The organism is Treponema vincentii F0403 (genome assembly GCF_000412995.1).
In the GTDB taxonomy this organism is placed as follows: domain Bacteria; phylum Spirochaetota; class Spirochaetia; order Treponematales; family Treponemataceae; genus Treponema; species Treponema vincentii.
Map to the genome: position 1 here is coordinate 282,121 of NZ_KE332512.1, position 24,608 is coordinate 306,728.

The following is a 24,608-nucleotide window of genomic DNA, read 5'->3' on the forward strand; positions in this document are numbered from 1 at the left end:
GCTCTAATATTGGAGGAAGTATGCCGGTACGTATCATAACATCGGATAACTTTGGGGTCAATTTTGTCAATAAATCTTTTCTTACTTCAGGGCGGGATGAATATACCGTTCGTTTTATGCAGAACCCTGCCGAAAAGCATCGATGGCGGCCGCTTACCTTTAACGAAGTAGAAACGCTCATTAAAAACGGAAATACTTGTACCAACTGGAATACTTTTCTGGTGGAAGATCCCTTTACGCCATCGCTCATTAAAAACTCGCTTTTTGCCGGATTGGTGAGGATTTCCTCGTTAACGGAGTGCTATCTGCGCTACCATGACTTCATTGTGCCGGCGGGGATTACCAACAGCAAAATTATCTCCTGCGATATAGGGGCGAACTGCGCCGTGCATGACTGCGCCTATCTTGCACATTATATCGTGGGGAATACCGTTATTTTGAGCAGGATTGATGAAATGGCCGCGACCGATCATGCTAAATTCGGTGAAGGTATTATTAAAGACGGTGAGGACGAAAGCGTGCGCGTTACAATCGATGTAATGAACGAAGCGGGCGGCAGGGAAATCCTTCCTTTTGCGGATATGATCTGCGCCGACGCCTTTTTATGGGCACGCTATCGTGACGATGCGGCGCTTATGGCGCAGCTGAAAAAGATAACGCAAGCTTCTTGCGATTCCGCCCGCGGCTACTACGGTACGGTCGGCGATAATGCGGTGATTAAAAGCTGCCGGATTATTAAGGATGTCCGCTTCGGCGAAGGGGTCTACATTAAAGGCGCCAATAAGTTAAAAAATCTGACAATCCGCTCCACCATAGAGGAAGCTACGCAGATTGGGGAAGGGGTCGAGTTGGTCAACGGGATTATCGGATACGGGTGCCGCGTATTTTACGGCGTTAAAGCGGTACGTTTCGTGCTCGGCAATAACTGTACGCTTAAATACGGCGCCCGTCTCATTCACTCCGTTATGGGGGATAACTCGACTATTTCCTGCTGCGAGGTACTGAATGCACTGATCTTTCCCTACCATGAGCAGCACCATAACAACTCATTCCTGATCGCTGCGATGATTCAGGGGCAGTCCAATATGGCAGCCGCCGCAACGGTGGGTTCAAATCATAATACCCGCGGCAACGACGGAGAGATTATCGCCGGACGGGGATTTTGGCCCGGCCTTTCCACTACGCTCAAGCATAATTGCCGTTTTGCTTCCTTTGTGCTGCTGAATAAAGGCAATTATCCCGCTGAGCTTGATATTCCGTTTCCGTTCAGTTTGGTCAGCGATAACCTTAGGGAAAACTGTCTTGATATTATGCCCGCCTATTTTTGGATGTATAATATGTATGCGCTTGCCCGCAATAACGATAAATTTAAAAAACGGGATAAGCGGAAGACGAAGACTCAAAAGATTGAAACCGAGGTACTTGCCTGCGATACCGCCGGAGAGATTATGCAGGCGATGACGCTGCTGGAGCACATCTTTGAAACTGCGTGGACTGCGGCAGGGAATTCTCCCGAAAGCGCTCAAAATCTTTTGACCCATAAACGGGAAGAGCTGAAAAAATTGCCGCTCACTGCCGAAAACATCGAACATTCCGCCCGGCCGGTTAAAATTCTGCACGGCGTCGATTCGTGGTATGCGTACCGCGATATGCTGGTATGGTACGGGGTAACCGTTCTGGCACAATACATGGATGAAACCGGTACCGGCAGCACTATGATCAACCGGTTTAACGTGCAAAACGGTACGATCCCATGGGTAAATGCAGGCGGACAGCTGATTCGGGATGATGACTTTAACCGGCTGCGCAGCAGAATCGGGGCAGGGGAGATCAATTCGTGGGAAGAAATCCACGTGGAATACGGCCGGCTTTGGGAACGGTATCCGTTTGACCGTGCAGAACATGCCTACAGCGTTCTCTGCCGGCTTGCAGGCGTTTCCGCTCTCACCGGAGCGCTATGGCAAACCTATCTTGACGAAGCGCTCAACCTGAATCGTTACATCGAAGAGCAAGTGCTCATAACCAAGAAAAAAGATTATATCAATCACTTCCGCGATATTACCTACCGGAATCGAGCGGAGCGGGATGCCGTGCTCGGTCATGTTGAGGACAATGCGTTTGTACAGCAGTCCAAACAGGATACGCAGCGGTATGTCGAGCTTTTCGCACGGGCGCGGAAGTTTATATAGGGAACCTCTACCTCATTCGCTTTTTTTAAATTCCTCGTTTGTCCGGCATATCGGAAATATTTTATGCCGGATGCTCTGTCTTGTTTGTCCTTTATGCTTTTTTTATTTTGCCGATATTGAATACGGAGAATATGCTATGAAAAAGCGGTTACCGATAATGTTGTTATCCTTCTTAATAGTATACGGTGTAGGATATGCAAAAACAATCGGTTTTGCTTGTATTTATAATTCCGACGCGCCTGCCGGGGCTTCCGAGCTTACAACAGCGCTCGAAACCGAACTTTTTGAATTCTGTTTTGACCGAGGAATGGTAGCAACCAGTGTCGAATATATAGTAGGCAACTATGAGCGGTACAATGATAACGATGCTCTGATTCAACTTTTTGATTCATCGGTCGACTATGTCGTTGCACTGTATTGTGAATATAAGCAGGCGTCGGGGGATACCGCAAATAGACTTAAACCGGCAGTTGAATGGAAGCGCCTTCAATGGAAGTTCATCGATTTTTTCTCCCGAAATGTTGTTTTTGAAGAGAGAATCGATCCGAAAAATATACCGGACACTGAATTAAGACGTAAGGTCAAAAGCGCCGGTCAAACGATCGGCACAAGTATGTTGGAAGCCTTATAGGATGCTTCTAAAAATTTAACTGAGGGGAACCTCTAAAAACTTCAGTTTTTAGAGGTTTTCCTTAGATGTAATTTGCGATGTTTTAAAAGGTACGCTATAGCGGAAAAGGGGATAGAGATGATCAAAAAAACAATAACTGTTTTGAGTATGTTAGTACTAAGCGCTGCACTGATATGGGCAGTATGGGAAGGCAATGCTGCAGCCGGCTCAAAAGAAGATTTTCCTTCAGGGCTTTTTGCATCCAGTGATTTATTCCCGAAATATACACTTATCGAAATTACTAATTTGGAACAAAATACGACATCCCGTGCCGTCATTATCGGTAATGCGGGAGCTGATGGGGTGTTGGTAAAGGTTTCACCCGATTTGGCTGCGGCATTGTCAATCCAAGAGGGCAGTACCGTGCGTGTCCGAGTATCGGTACCTCCGCTCGTAGCGGAAGAAGGAGCCGACCCGGTACTATTAAGCAAGGTTGAAGATAAACCGTCCGTTTCCCCTGCATCTTCTGAGAAACCGGAAGCAGAGGCTTCCGATACTGTTTCTTCGGAAGAGGCTCCTCAAAAAGAGACACCTCAGGAAGAGGCTCAAGGAATTCATGAGGAAGAACCTGTTCAAAATGAACCTGCCCCTCCGGAGGTGTCCGAACCGGTGCAGCCCGTACCGGCTGAAGAAGAAAAAGCCGCTGAGCCCGTAATAGCAACGGAGGCGGAGCCTGTTCAACCTGAAACGGAAAATGCACCGGAAAAAGAGACCCTTCCGATAGCTGAAGTATCCGAACCGATGCCGCCGGAACCGGAAGCCTCGGAGGCGACGTCAACCGTGGCCGAGGTAACGGAAACGGCAGCGCAACCCGCACAATCCGAAGATTTCACCGAATATGCATGGCCGGTACGAGAGGTGGCGGCAATAACCGTTCCGGAAGAAGCTACCGTTTCGCATACCGCAGAGACTCCTGTTCGGGAAGTTTTGCCCCCGGCCGAACCGCAGCCGGAATCTTATACCGAATTACCCGTTAAAGAAGTTGCCCCTATCCAAGAACCTCCTGCGGAAGATACGGAGCCGGCGGCTGATACGGTAGAAACGGCCGCTATTGCAGAGGCCGAACCCGGAAAGGATACAGAAGAGCCGGTAGATGAACCGGCTTTAATTGCCGCCGAACCGGCAGCTGCCGATGAAACTGTCCCCGAAACGGAAGCGCCCATAGACGAAGCGGAGAATGAAGCCCCAGCAGAAAAAGGCGAAGAGCCTCAGGATGAGCCGGAACTTTTTGCCTCCGAAGAACCTCTCCCCGAAGAAGATAACACGGAGAATGAAACCGTCGAAAATTATGCTGTACTTGTGCCGTCCGAACCGAAGGAGCCGATAGCTGAAGATCTTCCGCTGCCCAAAGAACCGGAAAAACCGGCGCCGGCTGCAGCACCTATTATTACGCAACCGGCCGAAGAACCCTATACCGCGAGCACCTTAAAAAAAGGCTCGTTTTATGTGCAGATCGGTCAATTTAAAGATATGCTGAACGCACAGAGTTTTGTGCAGCGGTACGGCAAACAGTATCCCGTTGCCGTGGAAAAATCTCCCGCGGCGAAAGGTTCCGATGTTTTTTATAAGGTGTATATCGGACCGCTGAACAAGGACGAACAGGGAGCAACCTTGGAGACTTTCCAAAAATTGGGCTTTAAAGACGCGTTTTTGAAAAAGGCTCCTTAATATTCCGGTATGATAACGGCCGATAGTCTTTGAAAATATTACGGAGAGGTGGGAATGGATTTCCAACGGAAGAAGGATTTTTTAGTCTGTATCGATAGCGACGGCTGTGCTATGGATACGATGAACCTCAAGCATTACCGCGCTTTCGGGCCGGAGCTGGTAAAAATATTCAATTTACAGGATCATGCGGAACCGATACTGCACTATTGGAATAAAGTAAACCTGTTCAGCAAAAAACGCGCAATCAACCGCTTTAAGGGCTTTTTTGAAGTATGCCGGTATATCGATAAGCATTTTATTCCCGTCGACGGATTGGCAGTGTATGAGGACTTCTTAAATTCCGGCGGAAAGTTATCGAACGAAGGTATCAGGCTGGCGTATCAAACTTCCGGGCATCCCATTTTCGCGCTTGCCGAACAATGGTCGATAAATGTAAATAAGGCTATCGCTTCCATACCGTTGGAAGATAGGATTCCTTTCCCGTATGTCTACGAAGCCGTCGAGGCTGTCCATGCCGTTGCCGACATAGCGGTTGTCAGTTCCGCTCATAATGCGGCCGTTACTGCCGAATGGGAGCAAGCCGGTTTAACAAAGTTTGTTACCGGTATCTTTACCCAAGAAAGCGGCAGTAAAAAACAGGTGATTGCGTCATTGGTGCAGACCGGCGGTTATGGCAGCGGATGTATGTTAAAACTCGGAGACGCTCCCGGCGATTTACAGGCAGCTCAAGGTAACGGAGTGTTTTTTTATCCGATAATTCCCGAAAAAGAGGCGGGAAGTTGGCAGCAGTTTAAGGATACCTATTTACGTCTTTTTATTGACGGACGGTATGCGGAACAGGAGCGGCAGCTTATCGATCGGTTTTATTCGGAACTGGAAGACTAACCGCCCCATTGCGGGTGGTTCTGCGGTTTATTCTTCTCCGGAGCTTTCTCCTGCGCCGGCAGCAAATTCGTCAAGCTTTCTATGCAGGGTTTTACGCCCGATGCCGAGCACGTCGGCGGTTTTCGATTTATTTCCGTTATAGGCTGCGAGGGTTTCCATGATGATATGCCGTTCCGCTTCGGCAAGGGGAGTCCCGATTTGGATGCGGACGGAAGCGCTTTGTTCCGCTTCGCGTACCGGCTCCGGTAAATCGGATAGGCGGATGGTATCGTCCGAGCTCATCACCACAGCGCTTTCCAGACAGTTCCGCAGCTGCCGGATATTGCCGGGCCAATCGTAGGCGTAGAGCGCCGCGCGGGCTTTCGGCTCGATGGCGGCAATGTGTTTTGCGTTTTCTTCCGTAAATTCTTTGATAAAGGCGGCAATCAGCAGCGGAATATCTTCTTTGCGTTCCCGCAGCGGCGGCACGTGGATGTGCACGACATTCAGGCGGTAGTAAAGATCGCTTCTGAACGTACCGGCAGCGACCTCCTTTTCAAGGTCGCGGTTGGTCGCGGTGATAAGCCGGGTATCTACCGTGATGGACTTTTCTCCGCCGACCCGCTCAAACTGTTTTTCCTGCAGTACGCGCAGTATTTTTATCTGCAAACTCTGATTGATTTCCCCGATTTCATCCAAAAAGATTGTGCCTCCGTCGGCGAGTTCAAAGCGTCCCCGTTTTTGACTGACCGCGCCGGTATATGCGCCCTTCTCGTGCCCGAACAGCTCGCTTTCCAGTAGGCTTTCCGCAAGCGCGGCGCAATGTACCTTTACATAGCTTTTGTTTTTCCGCGGAGAAAGGTTGTGTATTGCGCTCGCGATCAGTTCCTTGCCGACGCCGCTTTCCCCCGTGATGAGCACGGAGGCGCGGGAGGGCGCGACCTTTCTAATCATCTCAAAGACGTGCTCCATCGCCGCGCTTTTTCCGATGATATGCTCGAAGGTTTTATCCGACTGCATCTGCTCCACGAGCTCACGGTGCTGCAGCACCAGTTCCCGGTTTTGCAGTGCCCGCTTAACTAACAGCGAAAGCCGGTCAAGGTCGAGCGGCTTGGTTAAAAAATCATAAGCACCCATGCGCATCGCTTCGACGGCGGCTTCGACGGTGCCGTGTCCCGTCAGCACGATAACCGGTACGCCCGGCGTTTCCGAAGTTACCCTGCGTAGGATTTCCTGTCCGCCGACACCCGGCATTCGAAGATCGGTGATAACGAGGTCTACCACCTCCGACAAGGCTTTTTGCAGTCCGTCTGTTCCGTCTTCCGCGGTCAATACCTCGTAACCTTCATCCTCAAGCGCCATTTGGAGCCCTTCGCGGATGTTTTTTTCGTCGTCGATGACTAAGATTTTAAACTTCATGCTTTATGCTCCCCAAGCGGCGATATCCCGGCCGACGATGTCCCGGCGGTACTTTGTGTACTACGCGCTTCAATTAAAAGAGGCTTTTCGCTTCGGGTAATAGGCAGCATCAAGGTAAAGCGGGTACCGCTGCCGACTTCCGAATGCACCTGAATATCGCCGCCGTGCTCCTTAATCACCTTGTATGTCATGGTAAGCCCGAGGCCGCTGCCGTCCGGCTTTGTCGTAAAATACGGTTCAAAAATCTTATGCAGTATGTCAGGCGGAATACCTTTACCGGTATCGGTAACGGTGATGTATACTTTTTCTTCGTCAAACCGCGTTGTAACGCCGAGCTCCCCGCCCGCAGGCATCATCGCGGCCTTGGCATTGGTCAGGATATTCATCAGCGCTTGGCGTAAAAAACGTTCGTCCGCTTGAATAACCGGAAGCTCGCTGTCGAGCTGAGAAACAAACGTAATGCCCGCCGCGGAAAATTCTTCCTGAAAGGTTGCAAAAAGATTTTTGATCAGTTCGTTGACATCGACCGGCGCAAATTCGCATTGGAGCGGACGGACGGCAAAGAGAAAATCCACTACAATCTTATTTAACCGCTCGATTTCTTCTTCTACTACATCAAGGTGTTTTTGCGCCTTTGCATTAATCTCCAAATTGCACGCTTTAAAATTTTTCCGCAGCAGCTGCACGTGGATACTGATGGCCGCAAGCGGATTTTTTATTTCGTGAGCAACCGCCGCCGCAAGGTTGGTAAGGCTTGCAAGGTTTTCAAGCCGACGGTTATTGATTTCCTCGCGTTTCCGTTGCGTAATATCTTCAACGGTAATAATCGTGCCACGCACCCTTTTTTCTTTTACGAGCGGCAGCACCGAAATTTCAATATATTGATTTCCTTCGTCGGCAACGATGATAAATTCTTCCGCCGTTATGGCTTCTTCACTTTTTATGACCGTATGAATAAAATCCGCCAGCTTGGTATCGGAAATGGATGCCCACAGCGGACGGTCGGGACTTTCGGAAAGCGGAATGCCGAGAATACGCGAGGCCGCGCGGTTTGTTTTTATAATCGCATGGTTGGAATCTAAAATGATAACGCCGCTTGTAAGCGAATCCATCATTGCATCGAACAGCGCATAGTCGTCGGCAATCAGCTGAATAAAAGAGCGCAACTGCGAATCGTTCATACGCGGCAATTTTCGCAGCGCGCGGCTCATAAATTCTCTCATGCGGCAAGTATAGCGTAAAACGGTAAAAAGCGCAATTTTTGGCAGACCCGCAATTAGAGTTAGGCGATGGGGAACCTCTAAAAATCTAACCGAGTTGTTAGAGATGCCCTATAATACAATTATTATGGATTCATCCCTATTGATATTTCAAAATTAATTGATACATTGATTGAATTATGGAAACAATTATATTGGGACTCGGCTCCAATCGCGGAGATTCAAAAGAGATCCTTACAGGGGCAATTAAACTGCTCACATCATTTTTACAGGATGTCCGTACTTCATCTGTTTATATTACAAAACCGCAGGACTATACCGATCAAGACGATTTTTACAACATGGTTGTAGCTGGGTTTTACGCAGGTAGTCCTTCTTCGCTGCTTAAAGCGGTGCAGCAGGTTGAAGCAGCTTACGGCAGAAATCGAAAATACGAGATTCCGAAAGGCCCTCGTACACTCGACATCGATATTCTCTTTTTAGGTGCGCAAGTAATTACACTTGATAATCCGCCGCTCATTATTCCTCACCCCGCAGTATACCGGCGAGCCTTTGCACTTATTCCGCTGCTGGAACTCTATCCCGATTATATTGATCCTATTACTCAACAGCCTTTAGCCGCTGCACTCGCTGCCCTGCCGGATCAAGGTGTACGAAAAAGTAATTGGACGCTCTAAAGACCTCAGTTTTTTGCGGATGTCATTATATCCTTTGCCGGTAGCGTTTGTCCTGCAGTACGGCAGCTTTACTTCGCTTGTTTTGCCGCTTCTACGGCAAGGGTGTCGCACAGCTCATTGTAGCGGTTGCCGGCATGTCCCTTTACCCACATCCATTCAAGGCTGATCTGGGAGGCAAGCGAATCGAGCTGCTGCCAAAGGTCTTGGTTTTTTACCGGTTCTCTGGCGGCTGTTCTCCAGCCGTTCAGCTTCCACTTTTTTATCCACGAAGAAATTCCCTGCTGCACATATTGAGAGTCCGTATGCAGCGTTACCGGACAATCGGCATAGCGGGGTAATATCTTTTCCTGATAGGCTGTAAGCGCTTGAATAACCGCAAGCAATTCCATTCTATTGTTCGTAGTCAATTTTTCCCCGCCGGAACCCCGCAGCAATTCCTGCTCCGGCTGTCCGCCTTGAATGTCTTTCAGAATCATCACAAATGCCCAGCCCCCCGGACCGGGGTTTTGAGAGCATGCTCCATCGGTGTACAATTTAATTTTTGCTGTCATAAAACTATCTCCGAGTACAGGACAAGCGCGTCAGACATCATTGTGAATATCCACGCAGAATAATGGGGCTGCTCAACCAGAGTTGAACCACTTCGCGGTTCAAATGGTATCGCAACCCCATTATTCTGCGATTTTTATCTATCTATCTGTCTGATGCGCTTATCCTTCCTTTAAATAAACCGTGCGAAATTTTTGACAAAATTTCGCACGGTAAAGAAGGCAACTGCTTGATATATTTCTAATGCAGTTGCTCTGCCCATAAAACTGCGGCTTCGGCGAGGAGGGATTCGGTCATTTCCCAGCTCATGCACGGGTCGGTAACGGATTTGCCGTATTCGCTTTTTTCGGTGCAGTGTTCCAGCGCGGCGGTTCCCGCCTGAATAAAGCTTTCGAGCATACAGCCTCGGATTGCCGCAAGCTGCGGCTGTTCCAGTCTTAGGCGGATGCTTTCCAACAGGATATCCCGCTGTTTTTCGGGATTCCGCTGCGAGTTGCCGTGCGAGCAGTCGATTAAAAGCGCCGGCCGTATTCCCCGTTCCGCTAAGGTACGGCTGCTTTCCTCTATCGAAGCCCTGTCGTAATTTATCCCGTGCACGCTTCCCCTCAACACAAGGTGCGCATATTCGTTGCCGCTCGTATGCATCACTGCGGGGCTGCCGTTTTGCATGATGCCGAGGAACGCATGCGGTTCCCGTGCGGAAACAATCGCATTTATCGCCGTGTTAATATCGCCGTCTGTGGGATTTTTAAATCCTACCGGCATCGACAGCCCCGAAGCAAGTTCCCGATGGATCTGACTTTCTGCGGAACGTGCGCCGATAGATGCCCAACTGATAAAATCCGCAGTATATTGCGGCACAATAGGGTCAAGCAGTTCCGAAGCGGCCGGCAGCCCAAGTTCGGTAATGGCGCTCAGCGTTTTTCGCGCTGTTTCCAATCCGCCGGCAATATCGATTACGCCGTCCATCCTCGGCTCCACAATCAAACCGCGCCAGCCCAAACCGGTGCGGGGTTTTTCAAAATAGACCCGCATGATAATGCAAAAGCTGCCGCTGTATTTTGTTCTAAGGCGCATCAATCGTTGTGCATAATCCATTGCGGAAACCGGATCGTGGATGGAACACGGCCCTACAATCAATAAGAACCGGTTGTCTGCGCCGGACAAGATTGCTTCCACCTCTTTTCTTCCGGTCAACACCGTTCGGCATGATTTTTCCGATACGGGAAGCTTTTCAAGCATTTGCTGCGGAGAAATCAACGGATGGATTCGCTCAATACGCCGATGGTATAAAAGCGGGCGATTGTTCATAATACTAAGCTACTCTTCAATATCCGTACTGTCGGAAGTCCGTGCAATATCGATCAATGTAAATAAAAGGATAACGAACATCGGGCCAAGCACGATTCCGTTCAATTTGAAAAAACGGATACCGCCGAGTATCGAAAAGAAAATCAGCAGCGGGTGTATCTGGATACGGTTTTGCAAGAACATCGGCCGTAAAAAGTTATCGATCGAGCTGATAAAAAATCCTGCGACGCATAAAAAGAGAATGCCTTTAAGCAAACCGGCCGTCAGTAGTATTTCGACACCGAGCGGCAGCCATACCAACGCGCAGCCGAAGAAGGGTAAAAACGAGCTGAAAAAAGTTAAAAAGGATAAAAGCAGCGCTCCTTCCACCCGAAAAATAGTGTATACGATAAACGCCGCGGCAAATTGGCATATCGAAACTAAAAAATAGCCCATAAAAAGATTGGTGATGGTATCTTTTATCTTTGCCGCGAGTTTTTGCCCTTCGGATACCTGAATCGGAATAGCCGTTACAAACACCGAACCGAGGTATTGCCCGTCGATAAACAGAAAATAGAGTGCAAAGCACATAAACAGAAGCGAAAGCACAAAATTACCGATGTTTTTTGCAATACCGGTTGCATAGCGGATAATCGTATCTGCGTATTGAAGGAAGAAATTCATCAGTTCTTTTTTTAAATCAAAGGACGATAAATCGATTGTTCCCATCGAAATCTGCATGACCAATTCATTCAGCGGCGAATCTTTTTCCATTGTAAGCAAGTGCGGATGCGTAATAAAAAAATTCATCACTTTTTTTACAAACATCTGCCCCTGTCCGATCAGTTTAATGAGAAAAAAGAACATAACACCGGCGACCAGTATGATAATACCGGCCGAAAATATAGCGGCGATAATTTTTTGCCGTGCTTTAAACCACCGGGACTCAGGGTTTAGTTTGGTAATCAGCTTATGGTATAACGGCCCGAACATAATGTAGAGGATTGCCGACCATAACAGTACGCTTGCATAAGGCAGAAAAACCCGCGCGACCAATGCAACGGTAATTGCCAATATGATAAAAAAAGAAACGGTTTGAAACTTGAGCGATTTTTGCATGCTTATTTTGAGCCGCCCGTTGAAATTGAAGATTCAATATCTTTAAAATACCGGACGGTTCCGACGCGGAGTTCATCGGTAGCCGGTTCATCGCACACGATTATTGCATGCGGATGCATCTGCAATGCAGAAATTGTCCAGATATGATTAACGCTGCCTTCTACCGCATGGCGCACAGCCCGCGCCTTGTTATAACCGGTTGCAAGGATCATCACCTCTTCCGCATCGGTGATAGTGCCTATGCCGACGGTAAGAGCCGTCTTGGGAACAGCCGCCGTATTGCCTTCAAAAAAACGGGCGTTCATCGCAATGGTATCCTGCGTCAGTGTTTTCTGCCGGGTGCGGGACGAAAGCGAAGAGCCGGGCTCATTAAAAGCGATATGCCCGTCCGCTCCGACTCCGCCCATGAATAAATGAATTTTTCCGTACCGTGCAATCGCCGCTTCGTATTTTTCACACTCCGCTTTCGGATCCTCCGCCATACCGTCTAAAATGTGGATGTTTGAAGGCTCGATATCGATGTGCTTAAAGAAATTTTCATACATAAAATAATGATAACTTTGCGGATGGTCGGGGGATAAACCGACATATTCGTCCATATTAAAAGTAACTACGTGTTTAAACGAAATCTTTCCTTCCCGATACCGCTTAATCAATTCTTTATAGACGCCGAGCGGGGTAGAACCGGTAGGCAGGCCGAGAACAAACGGTTTTGACGCTGCCGGAGCAAAATCAGTAATCTTTTTACAAATATAGTCCGCCGCCCATACGGAACAAGAATCATAATCGTTTTTTATAATTAAACGCATAACATCCTCCTATAAAAACATTTGCAGGAATTGGCAATTCCTTTCTTTAAAATAAAGTTTTTTTCAGATTTCCTTTTATGACCGTTGCAAGAATATTGAACTGCTTATCGAATACGATAAGATCTCCTTCGTACCCCGGCATAATGGAACCGCGTTTGGAATACCGCATAATTTCGGCAGGATTTGCAGAGCCGAAGCGGACAGCTGTTTCTACAGGGAAACCGAAAGACACAAGATTTTTAACCCCGCGGATCATCGAAAGACTTGAACCGGCAATAACGCCGTCCGCTTTACGGTGAAAGCAGCCGTCTTGGAACACAACCTCATCACCATTTGCAATCAGCTTACCTCCGCGCTGCTCCGTCGGTTTGAGGCTGTCGGTTACCAGAACAATTTTATCGATCGGCTTATCCCGTACCAAGAGCCGAATGAGATCGGGATGAACATGAATACCGTCCGCAATAATTTCGCAGGACATTTCGGGGTGGATTAAAATAGCTCCGACGGCGCCGGGGTTGCGGTGGTGCATCTGGCTCATTGCGTTAAAAAGGTGTGTTGAGTGTAAGATGCCTGCCTGCATTCCTTCCAGCATATTCTCGTAGAGCGCATTGGTATGCCCCGCTTGCAGTACAATATTCTTTTTGATGCAGTACAGAGCAAGCTCGCGCATATTTTTAAGCTCCGGAGCAACCGTCATATTAACGATATTTCCATTTGAAGCAGCCCAAAGTTTATCCATCAAATCAAAATTGACGGGACTGATTGCAGAAGGGCTTAATGCTCCGGGTTTTTCCGGCGAAATAAACGGCCCTTCAAGGTGCAATCCCATGATGGTTGCTCCCTCTTCATGTCCCATTGCATCGACAATTGCACGGATACATTGAGTCATGTTCTCCGGTTCGGTAGGATACAGCGTCGGGTTAAAGGCCGTTACGCCGTAGCCTGCGAGCGCCTTCGACATTTCGAGTATGGAATCGGGAGAGTTGTCTTCCGTTCCAAATCCGGCAAAACCGTGAATGTGGGTATCGATTAATCCGGGAGCAATATATGCTCTATCGACATCGATGATTCGCGCCTCCGATGGGAAGCGTTTATTTAAAAAGCGGCGTTCGCTAAAGACATCTTCAATTTTTCCGTCCTTAACATAGACACAGCTGTTTTCCATTAAGGAGTAACCGGTTACTACCGTCGCATTATGAAAACAAATTGTATTTTCCATGATTTTCTCCATAAACTTGCGCAATTTTATCAAAAAAACACTAAAAAGCCTAGAGAGAACTTGATAAGATTGAGAGAGTATACTGCATATTTTTCACTCTGCCTGTGGGAAATACAAGCAGAGTGCAGCGGGTATCGGCCGCATCGCTGCGCTGGGGCAAACGATGGAAACGGACACGGTTTGGGGTGATAAGACTGAGTTGCGGACTATTACTGATTATCGTCTGATTCGGAGTTTCCGTCTTCTTGGAACATGTCGACCATCGCGGTTAAATATTCCTGCGCAAATTCCATACTGCGCTCGTCGGCAAGCTCTTCGTTTGCGCTGCGCAGCTTTTGCAAAAGGCTGAATACGATATACGTCATCATCACCAATCCCGCCTTGGGATAAGCATTGATGTATTTTTTAAATTGACTACGGGAAAGAATCAGCACGACGGTATCTTCGGCTGCGCTGACGCTTGCGGTACTAAGTTCATCTTCCAACAATGCCGACTCGCCGACCGAGGCGTGATCGCGCAGCGTTGCGACGTGCACCTGCTTATTCCATTTTCCTTGTTTTACCACGTCGAGGGATCCGCTCATCAAGATATAAAAATTGGCGTTTATTGTGCCTTCCGCAATCAGAACTTCGCCTTCGTCAAGTGCGCAAAGCTGAGAAAACTGCGCGAGCGCGTCCAGTTCGTCTTCGGTGAGGCAGGATAAAAACGACACGGCCGACAGTTCGTTCCGCAACAGCGGCAGGGGAATTTCTACAATATTCATCTTCTACACTCCACAGGGTAATCATTCCGGACTGTCTCTTTAACACCCCGCAGGATAAGTGAGGCCATTCGACCAGAGTTGAACCTCTTCGCGGTTCAAATGGTCTCACGGCCTCACTTATCCTGCGATTCTTATTTGTCCGGATAGATTACCCTTTTCGTTAAAATAAAGGGGCTGTCCAAAAACTTCAGTTTTTTGACAGTTTCCTTAGATTTAAGTGCGATGTTTAAAATTAAGTTATTATTGTATAAAGACTTAATTTTAAACTCGCGAGGATGTCGAAAAAGTAACCAACTTTTGAGACATCCCCAAGGATGGATGGCGACCGCTTGAAATAATTCCGGGGCGGTTCTCTGTTACACTCCACTTATGTACACGCTTTATTTAGCGGTATGATTCAAAAAAGCTTTCTAGCGAAAAGCCGTTGATGACGGTGTTTTTGCCGTAGTGCTGCAGGATGTTTACCCTGCCTTCTTCCAGCTGTTCGGAGCGGATGCCGAAGTTGATGGAACTATCGGCTTCTACAAAGGCCGCTATGTGATCTGCCACGCGGATCAGTTTACCGTCAATCCCGTAAAACTCAGGCGCCGAGTATGTTGTATTCAGCTCTTCGCTTGTTACAGGGCGGGTTTCACCGTTCAGTTTAATACGGTTTTCAAATTCATCCTGAATAAAATACAGCACCTCTTCGCGGTAATATTCGTCCATCAGCGGCAGCAGCTCCTGCGCGACGATTTCGTCTTCAATATGCTTTACCACTTCGGGCAGCCGATCGGTGGCCTGTTTTACCGGAGAGATAATATCGCGGGTAACCGCTTCCGGTAAATCGTGAAACAGCGCCGCAAAAAAGTTAATCGAAAGCCGATACGGCGGCAGTTTAAGCGTGCGTGTCATTAAAAAGACCAGCGCGGCGACAAAGTATGAATGCCCGAGTACCGTTGTGGCCGGAACCCGCGGTGTCTGGTTCCAACGGGTTTGGAACCGCAGTTTTTCAATTTCCGTAATAAAATAGTACGGCTGCTGCTTCGCCGTCAAAAGCTGCAATCCCTTTAAATCCATAAAATCGGCAATGTCCGCTTCCAAGCATTTATCGATTTCGGTAAGCCGGAAAGGCTCGTTCACCATACGGATCATATCGAGTTCACGCATTGCCGAGTATTTATGTGCGGCGCGCAGTACCCGGAAGCTTATGTCCGTAGGGTCAACCGGATCGAAGAGGTAGGCAGCAAATTCGTCAAGAAACAGCGGGTCGGTGATAATCGTCTTGTATTTATCGAGCACCCAGCGGTTCAGTTTTTTGTATTCTTCGGGATATTCCGAGCGGATGATGCGCTGCACCGGAGACTTCATGTCGCATAGTGCGATGCGGCGCAGCAGTTCAAAGAACGAATGGTTAATAATGGTAGGCCAATTAACCGTCTTGCCGCTCTTTTCTTCATATTTACCGATGATAAAGCTAAGGAACATTTTTTCCGCGGTCTTGTCCATTTCAACGATATCGAAGGGGCGGACTAAATCATTCCACCGCTGAATGGAAAATGCTTCAAAGAGTTTGAATACTATTTCTTTACTGAACATTTTTATTTTGCTCCCGCTTGTCTAAAGGGAACCTCTAAAAATCTAACTGAATTTTTAGAGACGCCCTATGCTTTTTTCCGCCGCTGTAAATCCTTTTCCATTTTATCCGACCATATTCCGATTTGCCGTTTTACTTCTTCTGCGGCGCTCCGTTCATTCAGCAGGATATGCATACGCCGGGCAGCCTCCAAATATTGAATGGCAAGCCTGAAATCTTCTATACTGGAAGTTACCGTTTCGTACCGTGCACGGTATTGATCGGCCGCCTGCAGTAACAGCTTTTTTACCAGCTTGAGATGGAACATCGTGCTTTCGTAGTCGGGTGAATGAGGATCAAAACCTGTTTCCGCGCTATCCTTTAAATCGAGGATGTTTTTAGCGACCGTTGCGTACCGTCCTTGTATTTCTACAAATGACCACTTCCATTTCGTGTTATCGCTGTATGCCCGAATTACGAGATCTATCACTAAACCTAATTTCCGGATCAAATAAAACCGCTGTTTTTGAGGCACGTGCTCAATCTTGCGTACTTTTTCTTCATAGTCGGAAAAAGGAGCGTCGATAAAGTTTGAAACAATCTCTTCAAGGTTGATAATGACCTTATAGATTGCCTTTCGAGCTTCGTTGAGCATTGTTTCATTTTTCTTACCTAAAAAAGAAACCGCTATTTGATACTTTGCCAAATAGAGCGTTACCATGTATATCAATTCATCGACAAGCATGATCTTTTTATACATGCCACCTTCAGGACCTTTTGCGGTGAGCTCTGCCATCGCTTTTTCCTGTTTGAGTATTTGATCGATTTCTTCCTGATAGTAACGGAGCTTTTCTTCGTATACGTTTGTTCCCTGCTGTGGATTATCCATATCGCGCTATCCTATGCTTCCATACCTTGATAATAACTCTTTTGCGTGAATACGTGAAGCGGTACTAACCTCATCACCTGCGAGCATCCGTGCAATTTCTTCAATGCGGGCTTCTCCGTCTATTGTTTGAGCAGATGTGCGGCTTGCATTGTCGGATTGCATCTTCAATATCTTAATATGAGTATCGGCAGCAGCGGCAATAACCGCAAGGTGTGTAATACAGAGTATTTGTTTATTACCGGCTAAACTCTTGAGGTGTTCCGCGACGGTACGGGCAACCTCTCCGCCGATACCGGTGTCTATTTCATCGAACACAAGGGTATCCGCTTCATCGGCAGCCGTCAAGACGGTCTTCAGTGCCAGCATCACGCGTGAAAGTTCGCCCCCCGACGCTATTTTATTGAGCGGCTTGACCGGTTCTCCCGGATTGGTGCTGATTAAAAACTCCACCGAATCGAATCCGTACATACCGGCAATCTGCTTGTTTCCGTTCGGTTCGGCCGCCGTAACCTGCACGGTAAATACCACTTTAGGCATGCCGAGACGGGTGAGGGTGTCTTGAATTTTCCGCTGAAGTTCTGCTGCCGCAGTTTTCCGCTTTTGAGACAAGGCGGTACCGGCAGCAAAAAGCTTTGATTCAAGCGCGGGGATTTCCTTCTCCAGCGCGGTCTTATCCTGTTCGCTTTCACCGAGGGAATCCAGTTCCGCTTGTGATGCCTCCCGATAGGCGAGAATATCCTTGATGGTTGCGCCGTATTTTTTCTTGAGCTTATTGATAAGGGAAAGCCGCTCCTGTACCTGCTCCAGCCTGTTTGGGTCAAACACGAGCTTTGAAAGATAGGAGCTGAAAAATTCGCCGATATCCTGCATTTCGTAATAAGCGTTTTCTATGCGTTCGGCATATTCGTGCACCGTGGGGTCGATAGCGGTAACACTCTCGCTAATATGCTGCAATCGTTTAAGCTGCGGTACGATTCCTTGTTCCTGCGTACACAGGTTTTGCAGCGCATCGGCCTGCTCGTACAGCTTTTCATACTGGCAAAGCTTTGTTTCTTCCGCCTCAAGCGTTTCGTCTTCTTCGGGCTGTAAGCGGGCGTTATCGATTTCGTCGATAACAAACGCGAGATAATCGGTCCGTTCTGTCCGCTCTTTTTCGGAACGGCGTATCGTTTCCAGCCTTGCTTTTATTTCGGCGAGGCGGGTGTAAAGGACGCTGAATTCGCGTACCTCATCGAGGATACCTGCGTAGGAATCCAAGAAGCGGCGGTGTTCCGCTGTTTTAAAAAGAGATTGATGGTCGTGCTGGCCGTGGATGTCAACTAAAAAAGAGGTAAATTCTTCAAGCTCGGAACGGGACACTTGGGCATCTTGAATCCAGATGCTGCCGCGTCCGTTTTCTTTCAGCGTACGCCGTAACAGTATCCTGTTGTTTTCCGGCTCGATTCCCCGTTCATTAAGCCATGCGGCAGCTTCGGGATGGGTGTTGGCAAGGTAAAAAGTCCCGGACACCGCCGCTTCTGCAGTACCCGTCCGGATAATATCCGCCGTAACTTTTCCGCCGAGCAAAAAGCTGAGCGCTCCGATCAAAATGGATTTTCCCGCGCCGGTTTCTCCCGACAGTACATTGAGATGAGCGTTAAAATCGAGAGAAAGCTCGTCGATAAGCGCAATATTTTTTACCGAAATGGTTTCGAGCACATCAACCTCCGTGCTGTAGGCTTACTCCTGCAGCATACTTCCCGACCACGCCAATTTTGACCGGAGCGCCGTATAAAACGTCTCCGGCGAGCATCCGATAAGTTTTAACCGATGCCGCGACATCTTAATATCGATTTTGTCGCCTTCGCAGAGCGGAAACAGCTCCTGTCCGTCTATAGATACAATAACATCTTTTTGGCGATTATGCAAAACCTCTATACGCATGGTGCCGGAAGCGGGCAGCACAATCGGCCTATTCGACAGCGAAAACGCGGAAATAGGCGTAACTACAAAGGCTGCAACCGTCGGATCCATGATGGGGCCTCCGGAGGCTGCCGAATATGCCGTTGAACCGGTCGGGCTTGACACGATAACGCCGTCCGCCCGATAGACGCCGAAGGAGATGCCGTTAAACGAGAGTGCAAGGTTGACAAGCTTTGCAATGCCGTCTCCCGAAACCACGACATCGTTGAGCGCATCAAAAGCGCCGACGCATTTGTCTTCGCGGTACACGGCAGTGGAGAGCATCAGTCGTTCATGCTGTTCCGCATTGCCTGCAAGGTATTCGCTGAGCGCCTGTTTCCAATGTGTCTGCTCAACTCCGGCGATAAAGCCGAATTCACCGAGATTAATCGGAAACACCGGTATTTTTTTAGGCGCACAGTACCGCGCCGCGAACAGCACCGTACCGTCCCCCCCTAGGCTGACAGCAAAATCATACCGTTTCCGGATCGGTTTTGCAGGGGGTAGGCCGTCATATTCGTAGATGTCGGCTCGAATGCCGTTTTCGTGAAAAAAAGCGAGCAGTTCTTTGGATATCTCCGCTGTGTGCGGTTTATAGGTTGTCAGGATGATGATTGCATTCTTTTGCATACGCGTCCGTTACGGCAGTGTTCCCAGTACCTTTGCAATCTTTGCTGCGTTATTAAGCCCCAGCCGGGGGTAGAGCGGAAAAAGCACCGTCCGCAGCAAAAGAGACGCCGCACTGATGCATTTATTTTCTTCTTTTAAAAAATCCGCGATTGAATTGGTGAATGCAAGTTCTATTTCTATATCCTTGCGGTTGACATATTGTTTTACGTCCTTAAAACCGCTTTCCAGTATTACCGGGAAAGAATAAACGGGATTGCGCACTGCTTCGGAAAAGACCAACGGCTTATGCCGTGTCTGTAAAAGTGCACGGAGATACAGTTCCCGCATTTCGTCGCGGAGCTGGAGATTTTTTTCCATATTTTTAAGCTGCACAAAGGCAAGGGATGCATTGATGTCGGGTAAAAAGTCGGTTACCGGAATTGTTTCCGCCATGTTCTTTAACACAGAGGCATTGCGCCGTTCTACAGCAATCAGTATACCGCCGCCGCCGCCCGTTAAAATGTCGCGCTCTTCCAACCCCAATATTGCAAAGGATCCGAACGTTCCCGCCCGTTTTTCGCCGTATAAGGCGCCTGCGCTTTGAGAAATATCTTCTATAATCGGAACGGAAAGAGCGGAAAACGCTTCCATATCGGGCAGATTTCCGAGCGTTTCATGCAGTACCAGCACTCTGCCGCCCTGTTTAATGCCTTCTTCAACCGCTTCAAGCGTAACCAAACCGGTTAACGGATCGACATCCAAGACAATCGGCGTAAAACCGTTCCGCTGCACCTCGATATACTGCCACGAAGGCGCGAGCGCCGATAATAGTACGCCAGCCTTTTCGGGGAGATCGAACATTTTCAGCGCATACACCAAGGCCATCGCCGGGCTGCGTAATGCAAGCGCGCCCTCGGCTGCGTAAAGCTCGCGCACCAATTTTATGAGTTTTTGATTCATCTCTCCCGGGCCGATTTTTTCTTCGACCATACAGGTGAGCACTGCATCCATTTCCGAACGGCGGATAGTAGAGCTATAAACAGGTATCGGCATCTTAGAAAGAGGTGAGTTTCTGTAATTCTTTCGGATTAAATAATCTGCGGATATCCAAGAGGATTAAATATCCCGAATCTTGGCGGATAACCCCATTGATGTATTCGGTACCGATACCGGTAATCATCTGAGGGGGAGGCTGAACATCTTCCTGCCGTACCATAACGACACGAGCAATGCGGTCTATTACGATACCGATTTTGTATTTGCCGATTTTAAGGATGATAAATCCTCCCAAATATTCATCGTCGCCGTCTAAATCCGCTTTTTTAAGATGAAAGCGCTTATGTAAACTAATAATCGGTATAATTTCGTTCCGCAAGTGGAAAAAACCTTCGACATAATACGGTGCATTCGGGATCTGCCGGACTTCTTGAACCTTTACTATCTCTTTTACATCCATTATATCGACACCGTAAAGCTCTTCACCGAGCTGAAAGGTTACCAGTTGAAACTGCGCGTCAGTAATCGCCATATCTATCCTCCACTAAAATTGATAACGCCGAACGTGTGCGTTAAAGATACTATAATTTTTAACTTTTTTCAAGCATGGCGATAGGACTCGTGAATATGGAAATGTCGCAAAAATTGAGTGCTTTTTCGGCATTCCCGGAGAATTTAAAAGATTGTCGTTTTTTATAAAATAGTATATATTTTCACTATGCAAGAGACAGCTGATTTTTTTAACGACAGTGCAGTAATGCTTGCCGCCGAGGGGTGCCATAACGAAGCAATAGCGTGCCTGCGGCGCGGCCTACAGCTTGAACCGTACAGCAGTTTGATGTGGTTTAATTTGGGACTCAGCTACTATGCGCTTGATGATAAAGATAATTCTCTCTATGCGCTCTATCAGGCGGCGCGTTGCAATCCCTTTGATGCCGATATCTGGGATACACTGGGTGTTGTGCTCCATGAAACCGGCGAAATGGAAGCTTCGCGGCTTGCATATACCAAGGCACTTGAGCTGGAGACTGAAAACGGCCGAATTTGGAATAATTACGGTACGCTCCTTTTTAATGAAGAAAAATATGAACAAGCCCGCCGTGCCTTTGAATCCGCTCTGACCCTCGATCCCGAGTCTGAAGATACGCTTTTTAATTTGCGCGACACATATACGATGCTGGGGTATAAAACGCTTGCAAGAAAATGTTCTAAAATAATCGATAGAATGGCTTTAACAACGCCGAAAGCACCGGTAAAAAAGCAGGACAGACTGTGAGAATTTTTTATATCGCCGAAATTACCGGTAAAGTAGGCGTATGGGCTGTTAAAAAAAATATTGCGGAGATTAAGAACCGCTATCATCCCGATTTTATTATTGCAAATGCCGGTATGGCGACCGGCGCCGGCGGGCTTGGTAAACAACATGCCGGTTATCTAAAGAAGATGGGAATCGAATGCATCACCGGCGGCGATTGGATCTTTCAGAAGAAAGATTTGGTTGAAAATCTTCCGCAGATGCCTTTTGTGCTGCGTCCTTGCAATCTACCGGAGCAAAGCCCTGGGAAAGGGTATCGCTCTTTTACAACCCGAAGCGGAGAAAAACTTGCGGTTATTTCGCTTTTGGGACGGGTAGGGCACCACCGGCTTTTGGCCGACAACCCCTTTACTCTGATGCAAGGGATTCTGCCCGACATAGAAAGAGAAACGCCTTTTATCATGGTTGATTTTTCTTCAACCGCTACCGCCGAAAAACAAACTATGGCGTTTTTCCTTGCAGGGAAGGTTTCCGCATTGATCGGATCGGGTACGGGCGCCGCCACAGCCGACGAGCGGCTGATGTCCGCCGAATGCGGGTTATCCGCCGGTTTTGCCGCAGCGGAATATACCGACACGGCCGCGATGCAAACGGCATCTGCAGAAAGCGGAAAAAACGGCGGGCGGCAAAACCGAGAAACCGCCTATATCACTGATGCGGGGCGAACCGGCAGCTTTGACTCCGTCGGCGGACATGCCCCGTCCGGCAAGATACGGGAGTACCGTACCGGTCTTTTTGAATATCCTCAAGAGACATGGCAGCGGGTCTGTGTTCAGGGGCTGGTTATTGAATTGGACGGGGCGGGCGGCGCCCATTCGATAGAACGCGTCCGTATCGAAGTTCCGTCCGCTACGGCGCCTCATGTATCGGAGTAGCAGGCATTGCCGATTTATTTGATTTTGGAGGGTGTTATGGAAAAAACAGGAAGAATTATACGTATGCCGATAACAAAACGGAACGGTATGCAAATTGCGACCGTTCAATATGATACTCCCGAAGCGGATCTCTGCTCAATTAAATCTACCGACAGCCGCGGTGGCTGTCCGTCATGCGGAGGCGGCTGCCATGCGTGCGGAAAAAGCGATGCGGAAGGCTTACTTGCGGTACAGGGCAATGTTGTTAATGCGTTGAATGTTTCGGGAAAGGATCTGTGGATCGGAAATAAGGTCGGCGTATTTGTTTCCGAAAAGGCGGCGCGCTTTCAGGGGCTTTGCGCAGTCGGCATTCCGCTTATCCTTGCAGCATCTGCTTTTACTGCAATCTTTTTACGGACTCGAAGCGAGCCGCTTGCGCTTGCGGGTATCGCCGCAGGGCTTGCGGCAGGCGCCGCTATCGCTTTCGGGATTAGCCGAATATTAAAAGAGCGGGCTCTTCCGCAGATTGTTACCGTCTATGAATAAAAAAAATACTGTCGATACCGCTGATGTTCCGATCACGGAGGTACATTTAGCCGAAGCCCGGCTTCCGGTACGGAAAAAAATCGGATTTGGAATTGCCGACATCGGTGGAAATTTATTTTTTACGGCTATGGGGTTTTGGACGCTGACATATCTCACCGATACGGTGTACCTTGCACCCGCTCTTGCAGGAATCGCCGTTATGACGGCAAAAATATGGGATGCCGTGACCGATCCTATCGTCGGCTTTTTTTCCGACAATACCCGCACCCGTTTCGGACGGCGCCGGCCGTATCTGTTATTCGGAGCGTTGCCGTTCGGCCTTTCGCTCTGGCTGTTTTTTACCAAGCCTTCGCTTACCGCACAAACGGCGCTGTTTTGGTGGGCATTGCTGATGCTCTGTCTAGTGAACACGGCCATGACTCTTGTGAATATTCCGTATTCGGCGCTGACCCCCGAATTAACCTCCGATTATAACGAGCAAACCTCACTCAATGCATATCGTTTTTTATGTGCCGGCATCGGTACGATAATGGGAGCTGTCATCGTCATGCCGATTGTCAATATATTTCCATCCAAAGCATCGGGATTCTCCGCAGCAGGCGCCGTTATCGGCGGTATTATTCTGGTAACAACGCTTATCACTTTTTTTTCAGTGAAAGAGTCTGCCGTACCGCCGAAAACAAGTACGGGGAAGGCGAACGCGTTCTTTGCTTCCTACCGTTCGGTGTTTAAAAATTCCGCATATACGGTGCTTTTAGCGGTTTTTGTATTGCATATTACCGCGCTCAATTTTTTACAGGGAATGGTTGTGTATTACCTTAAATACATTTACCGAGCGGAATCTCTATCAAGCATGATTATGGGACTGTTGCTGATAACGGCGATTGTTTCAATTCCTATTGCGGCGAAATGTTCAAATCTATTGGGAAAAAATTTTTCGTACCGTACCGGACTTGCCGTGTTGTGTGTTTCTACTATGGTTATCTTTTTTATAGGGCACCGTATCGGCGTAACCGGTCTTGCAATCTCATTCGTATGCGCAGGAATAGGGGTCGGTTTCGCCTTTGCCACTCCTTGGGCAATGCTACCCGATGCGATTGCGTGGCAGCCCGATACGGTACGCAACGAGGGCTGTTATTACGGAGTGTGGACCTTTGCCAGTAAGCTCGGACAGGCTGTTTCGACCGGTGTTTCAGGTTTAATTCTCAGCGCTGCGGGCTATCATGCGGATACAATTCAGTCTCCTCAAACGATTTTTGCCATCAGGCTTATCGCCGGACCGATTGCTGCCGCTGCATGCTTATTGGGGTTTATACTTATCCGTTTCTATCCTATCGATAAAAAAAGAAAGGCGCTAGCATAATTCATACTTTTAGTTTATAATGATAGTATTAAAAATAGCCGGTTTATAACAGGGATGGTTTGTCATGCCCTTGTGATAACGGC

Annotated in this window: 23 protein-coding genes; 9 read left to right on the forward strand and 14 right to left on the reverse strand. The window is 48.2% G+C overall.

The genetic code is table 11. The annotated features are described in order from the left end of the window. Positions 1–20 precede the first annotated feature (20 nt). From HMPREF1222_RS01255 to HMPREF1222_RS01270, 4 genes are all read left to right on the forward strand, one after another. Positions 21–2,189 (forward strand): DUF4954 family protein, encoded by a 2,169-nt coding sequence (locus HMPREF1222_RS01255; protein ID WP_016517876.1) that lies wholly within the window; start codon positions 21–23, stop codon positions 2,187–2,189. 136 nt (positions 2,190–2,325) lie between these two features. Beyond that, a complete protein-coding gene (locus HMPREF1222_RS01260; protein ID WP_016517877.1) occupies positions 2,326–2,820 on the forward strand; it encodes a hypothetical protein in 495 nt (164 codons plus the stop codon). A 117-nt stretch (positions 2,821–2,937) separates the two neighbouring features. After that, a complete protein-coding gene (locus tag HMPREF1222_RS01265; protein WP_016517878.1) occupies positions 2,938–4,527 on the forward strand; it encodes an SPOR domain-containing protein in 1,590 nt (529 codons plus the stop codon). Positions 4,528–4,581: 54 nt separating this feature from the next. After that, positions 4,582–5,412 carry an HAD family hydrolase gene (locus HMPREF1222_RS01270; protein ID WP_016517879.1) on the forward strand — a complete coding sequence of 277 codons (831 nt, stop codon included), beginning with the start codon at positions 4,582–4,584 and terminating at the stop codon, positions 5,410–5,412. A 27-nt stretch (positions 5,413–5,439) separates the two neighbouring features. Here HMPREF1222_RS01270 and HMPREF1222_RS01275 read toward each other — a convergent pair whose 3' ends face one another. Next, positions 5,440–6,810 (reverse strand): sigma-54-dependent transcriptional regulator, encoded by a 1,371-nt coding sequence (locus HMPREF1222_RS01275; RefSeq protein WP_016517880.1) that lies wholly within the window; start codon positions 6,808–6,810, stop codon positions 5,440–5,442. After that, the gene (locus HMPREF1222_RS01280; RefSeq protein WP_016517881.1) at positions 6,807–8,021 is read right to left on the reverse strand and encodes a two-component system sensor histidine kinase NtrB; all 1,215 of its coding nucleotides are present in this window, start codon (positions 8,019–8,021) and stop codon (positions 6,807–6,809) included. The genes HMPREF1222_RS01275 and HMPREF1222_RS01280 overlap by 4 nt, the downstream gene beginning before the upstream one ends. Before the next feature lie 188 nt (positions 8,022–8,209). On the opposite strand from HMPREF1222_RS01280, the gene folK reads away from it, so the two are divergent. Next, positions 8,210–8,707 carry a 2-amino-4-hydroxy-6-hydroxymethyldihydropteridine diphosphokinase gene (gene folK, locus HMPREF1222_RS01285; RefSeq protein WP_016517882.1) on the forward strand — a complete coding sequence of 166 codons (498 nt, stop codon included), beginning with the start codon at positions 8,210–8,212 and terminating at the stop codon, positions 8,705–8,707. 68 nt (positions 8,708–8,775) lie between these two features. Here folK and rnhA read toward each other — a convergent pair whose 3' ends face one another. From rnhA to HMPREF1222_RS01350, 12 genes are all read right to left on the reverse strand, one after another. After that, positions 8,776–9,258, reverse strand: a complete 483-nt coding sequence (gene rnhA, locus HMPREF1222_RS01290; RefSeq protein WP_006189416.1) for a ribonuclease HI — start codon at positions 9,256–9,258, stop codon at positions 8,776–8,778. 238 nt (positions 9,259–9,496) lie between these two features. Next, positions 9,497–10,567 (reverse strand): 3-deoxy-7-phosphoheptulonate synthase, encoded by a 1,071-nt coding sequence (locus HMPREF1222_RS01295; RefSeq protein ID WP_016517883.1) that lies wholly within the window; start codon positions 10,565–10,567, stop codon positions 9,497–9,499. A gap of 9 nt (positions 10,568–10,576) precedes the next feature. Beyond that, positions 10,577–11,665 carry an AI-2E family transporter gene (locus HMPREF1222_RS01300; RefSeq protein WP_016517884.1) on the reverse strand — a complete coding sequence of 363 codons (1,089 nt, stop codon included), beginning with the start codon at positions 11,663–11,665 and terminating at the stop codon, positions 10,577–10,579. A gap of 2 nt (positions 11,666–11,667) precedes the next feature. Further along, positions 11,668–12,474, reverse strand: coding sequence for a glucosamine-6-phosphate deaminase (gene nagB / locus HMPREF1222_RS01305; protein WP_016517885.1), 807 nt, complete (start codon positions 12,472–12,474; stop codon positions 11,668–11,670). A 46-nt stretch (positions 12,475–12,520) separates the two neighbouring features. Then, a complete protein-coding gene (gene nagA / locus HMPREF1222_RS01310) occupies positions 12,521–13,693 on the reverse strand; it encodes an N-acetylglucosamine-6-phosphate deacetylase (RefSeq protein ID WP_006189425.1) in 1,173 nt (390 codons plus the stop codon). A 209-nt stretch (positions 13,694–13,902) separates the two neighbouring features. Then, positions 13,903–14,457, reverse strand: coding sequence for a cyclic nucleotide-binding domain-containing protein (locus HMPREF1222_RS01320; RefSeq protein ID WP_016517886.1), 555 nt, complete (start codon positions 14,455–14,457; stop codon positions 13,903–13,905). Positions 14,458–14,841: 384 nt separating this feature from the next. Beyond that, positions 14,842–16,035 carry an HD domain-containing protein gene (locus HMPREF1222_RS01325; RefSeq protein WP_016517887.1) on the reverse strand — a complete coding sequence of 398 codons (1,194 nt, stop codon included), beginning with the start codon at positions 16,033–16,035 and terminating at the stop codon, positions 14,842–14,844. A gap of 65 nt (positions 16,036–16,100) precedes the next feature. Further along, positions 16,101–16,901, reverse strand: a complete 801-nt coding sequence (locus tag HMPREF1222_RS01330) for a hypothetical protein (RefSeq protein ID WP_016517888.1) — start codon at positions 16,899–16,901, stop codon at positions 16,101–16,103. A gap of 6 nt (positions 16,902–16,907) precedes the next feature. Next, positions 16,908–18,599 carry a DNA repair protein RecN gene (recN, locus tag HMPREF1222_RS01335; protein WP_016517889.1) on the reverse strand — a complete coding sequence of 564 codons (1,692 nt, stop codon included), beginning with the start codon at positions 18,597–18,599 and terminating at the stop codon, positions 16,908–16,910. 21 nt (positions 18,600–18,620) lie between these two features. Then, positions 18,621–19,472, reverse strand: coding sequence for an NAD(+)/NADH kinase (locus HMPREF1222_RS01340; RefSeq protein WP_016517890.1), 852 nt, complete (start codon positions 19,470–19,472; stop codon positions 18,621–18,623). Positions 19,473–19,481: 9 nt separating this feature from the next. Further along, positions 19,482–20,504 (reverse strand): DegT/DnrJ/EryC1/StrS family aminotransferase, encoded by a 1,023-nt coding sequence (locus HMPREF1222_RS01345; protein WP_016517891.1) that lies wholly within the window; start codon positions 20,502–20,504, stop codon positions 19,482–19,484. A gap of 1 nt (position 20,505) precedes the next feature. Next, positions 20,506–20,979 (reverse strand): chemotaxis protein CheW, encoded by a 474-nt coding sequence (locus tag HMPREF1222_RS01350; RefSeq protein ID WP_006189432.1) that lies wholly within the window; start codon positions 20,977–20,979, stop codon positions 20,506–20,508. Positions 20,980–21,165: 186 nt separating this feature from the next. Here HMPREF1222_RS01350 and HMPREF1222_RS01355 point away from each other — a divergent pair, with 186 nt between their 5' ends. Genes HMPREF1222_RS01355 through HMPREF1222_RS01370 form a run of 4 tightly spaced genes read left to right on the forward strand, consistent with a single transcriptional unit; the run spans position 21,166 to position 24,525 of the window. Then, complete coding sequence (locus tag HMPREF1222_RS01355) at positions 21,166–21,723, forward strand: tetratricopeptide repeat protein (RefSeq protein ID WP_016517892.1); 558 nt, start codon at positions 21,166–21,168, stop codon at positions 21,721–21,723. Continuing rightward, positions 21,720–22,637, forward strand: a complete 918-nt coding sequence (locus tag HMPREF1222_RS01360; RefSeq protein ID WP_016517893.1) for a TIGR00282 family metallophosphoesterase — start codon at positions 21,720–21,722, stop codon at positions 22,635–22,637. Before HMPREF1222_RS01355 ends, HMPREF1222_RS01360 begins: the two co-directional genes overlap by 4 nt. Positions 22,638–22,673: 36 nt before the next feature. Next, the gene (locus HMPREF1222_RS01365; RefSeq protein WP_016517894.1) at positions 22,674–23,162 is read left to right on the forward strand and encodes a SoxR reducing system RseC family protein; all 489 of its coding nucleotides are present in this window, start codon (positions 22,674–22,676) and stop codon (positions 23,160–23,162) included. Then, on the forward strand, positions 23,155–24,525 hold the full coding sequence (locus HMPREF1222_RS01370) for an MFS transporter (protein WP_016517895.1): 1,371 nt from the start codon (positions 23,155–23,157) through the stop codon (positions 24,523–24,525). Before HMPREF1222_RS01365 ends, HMPREF1222_RS01370 begins: the two co-directional genes overlap by 8 nt. Positions 24,526–24,608: the final 83 nt, after the last annotated feature.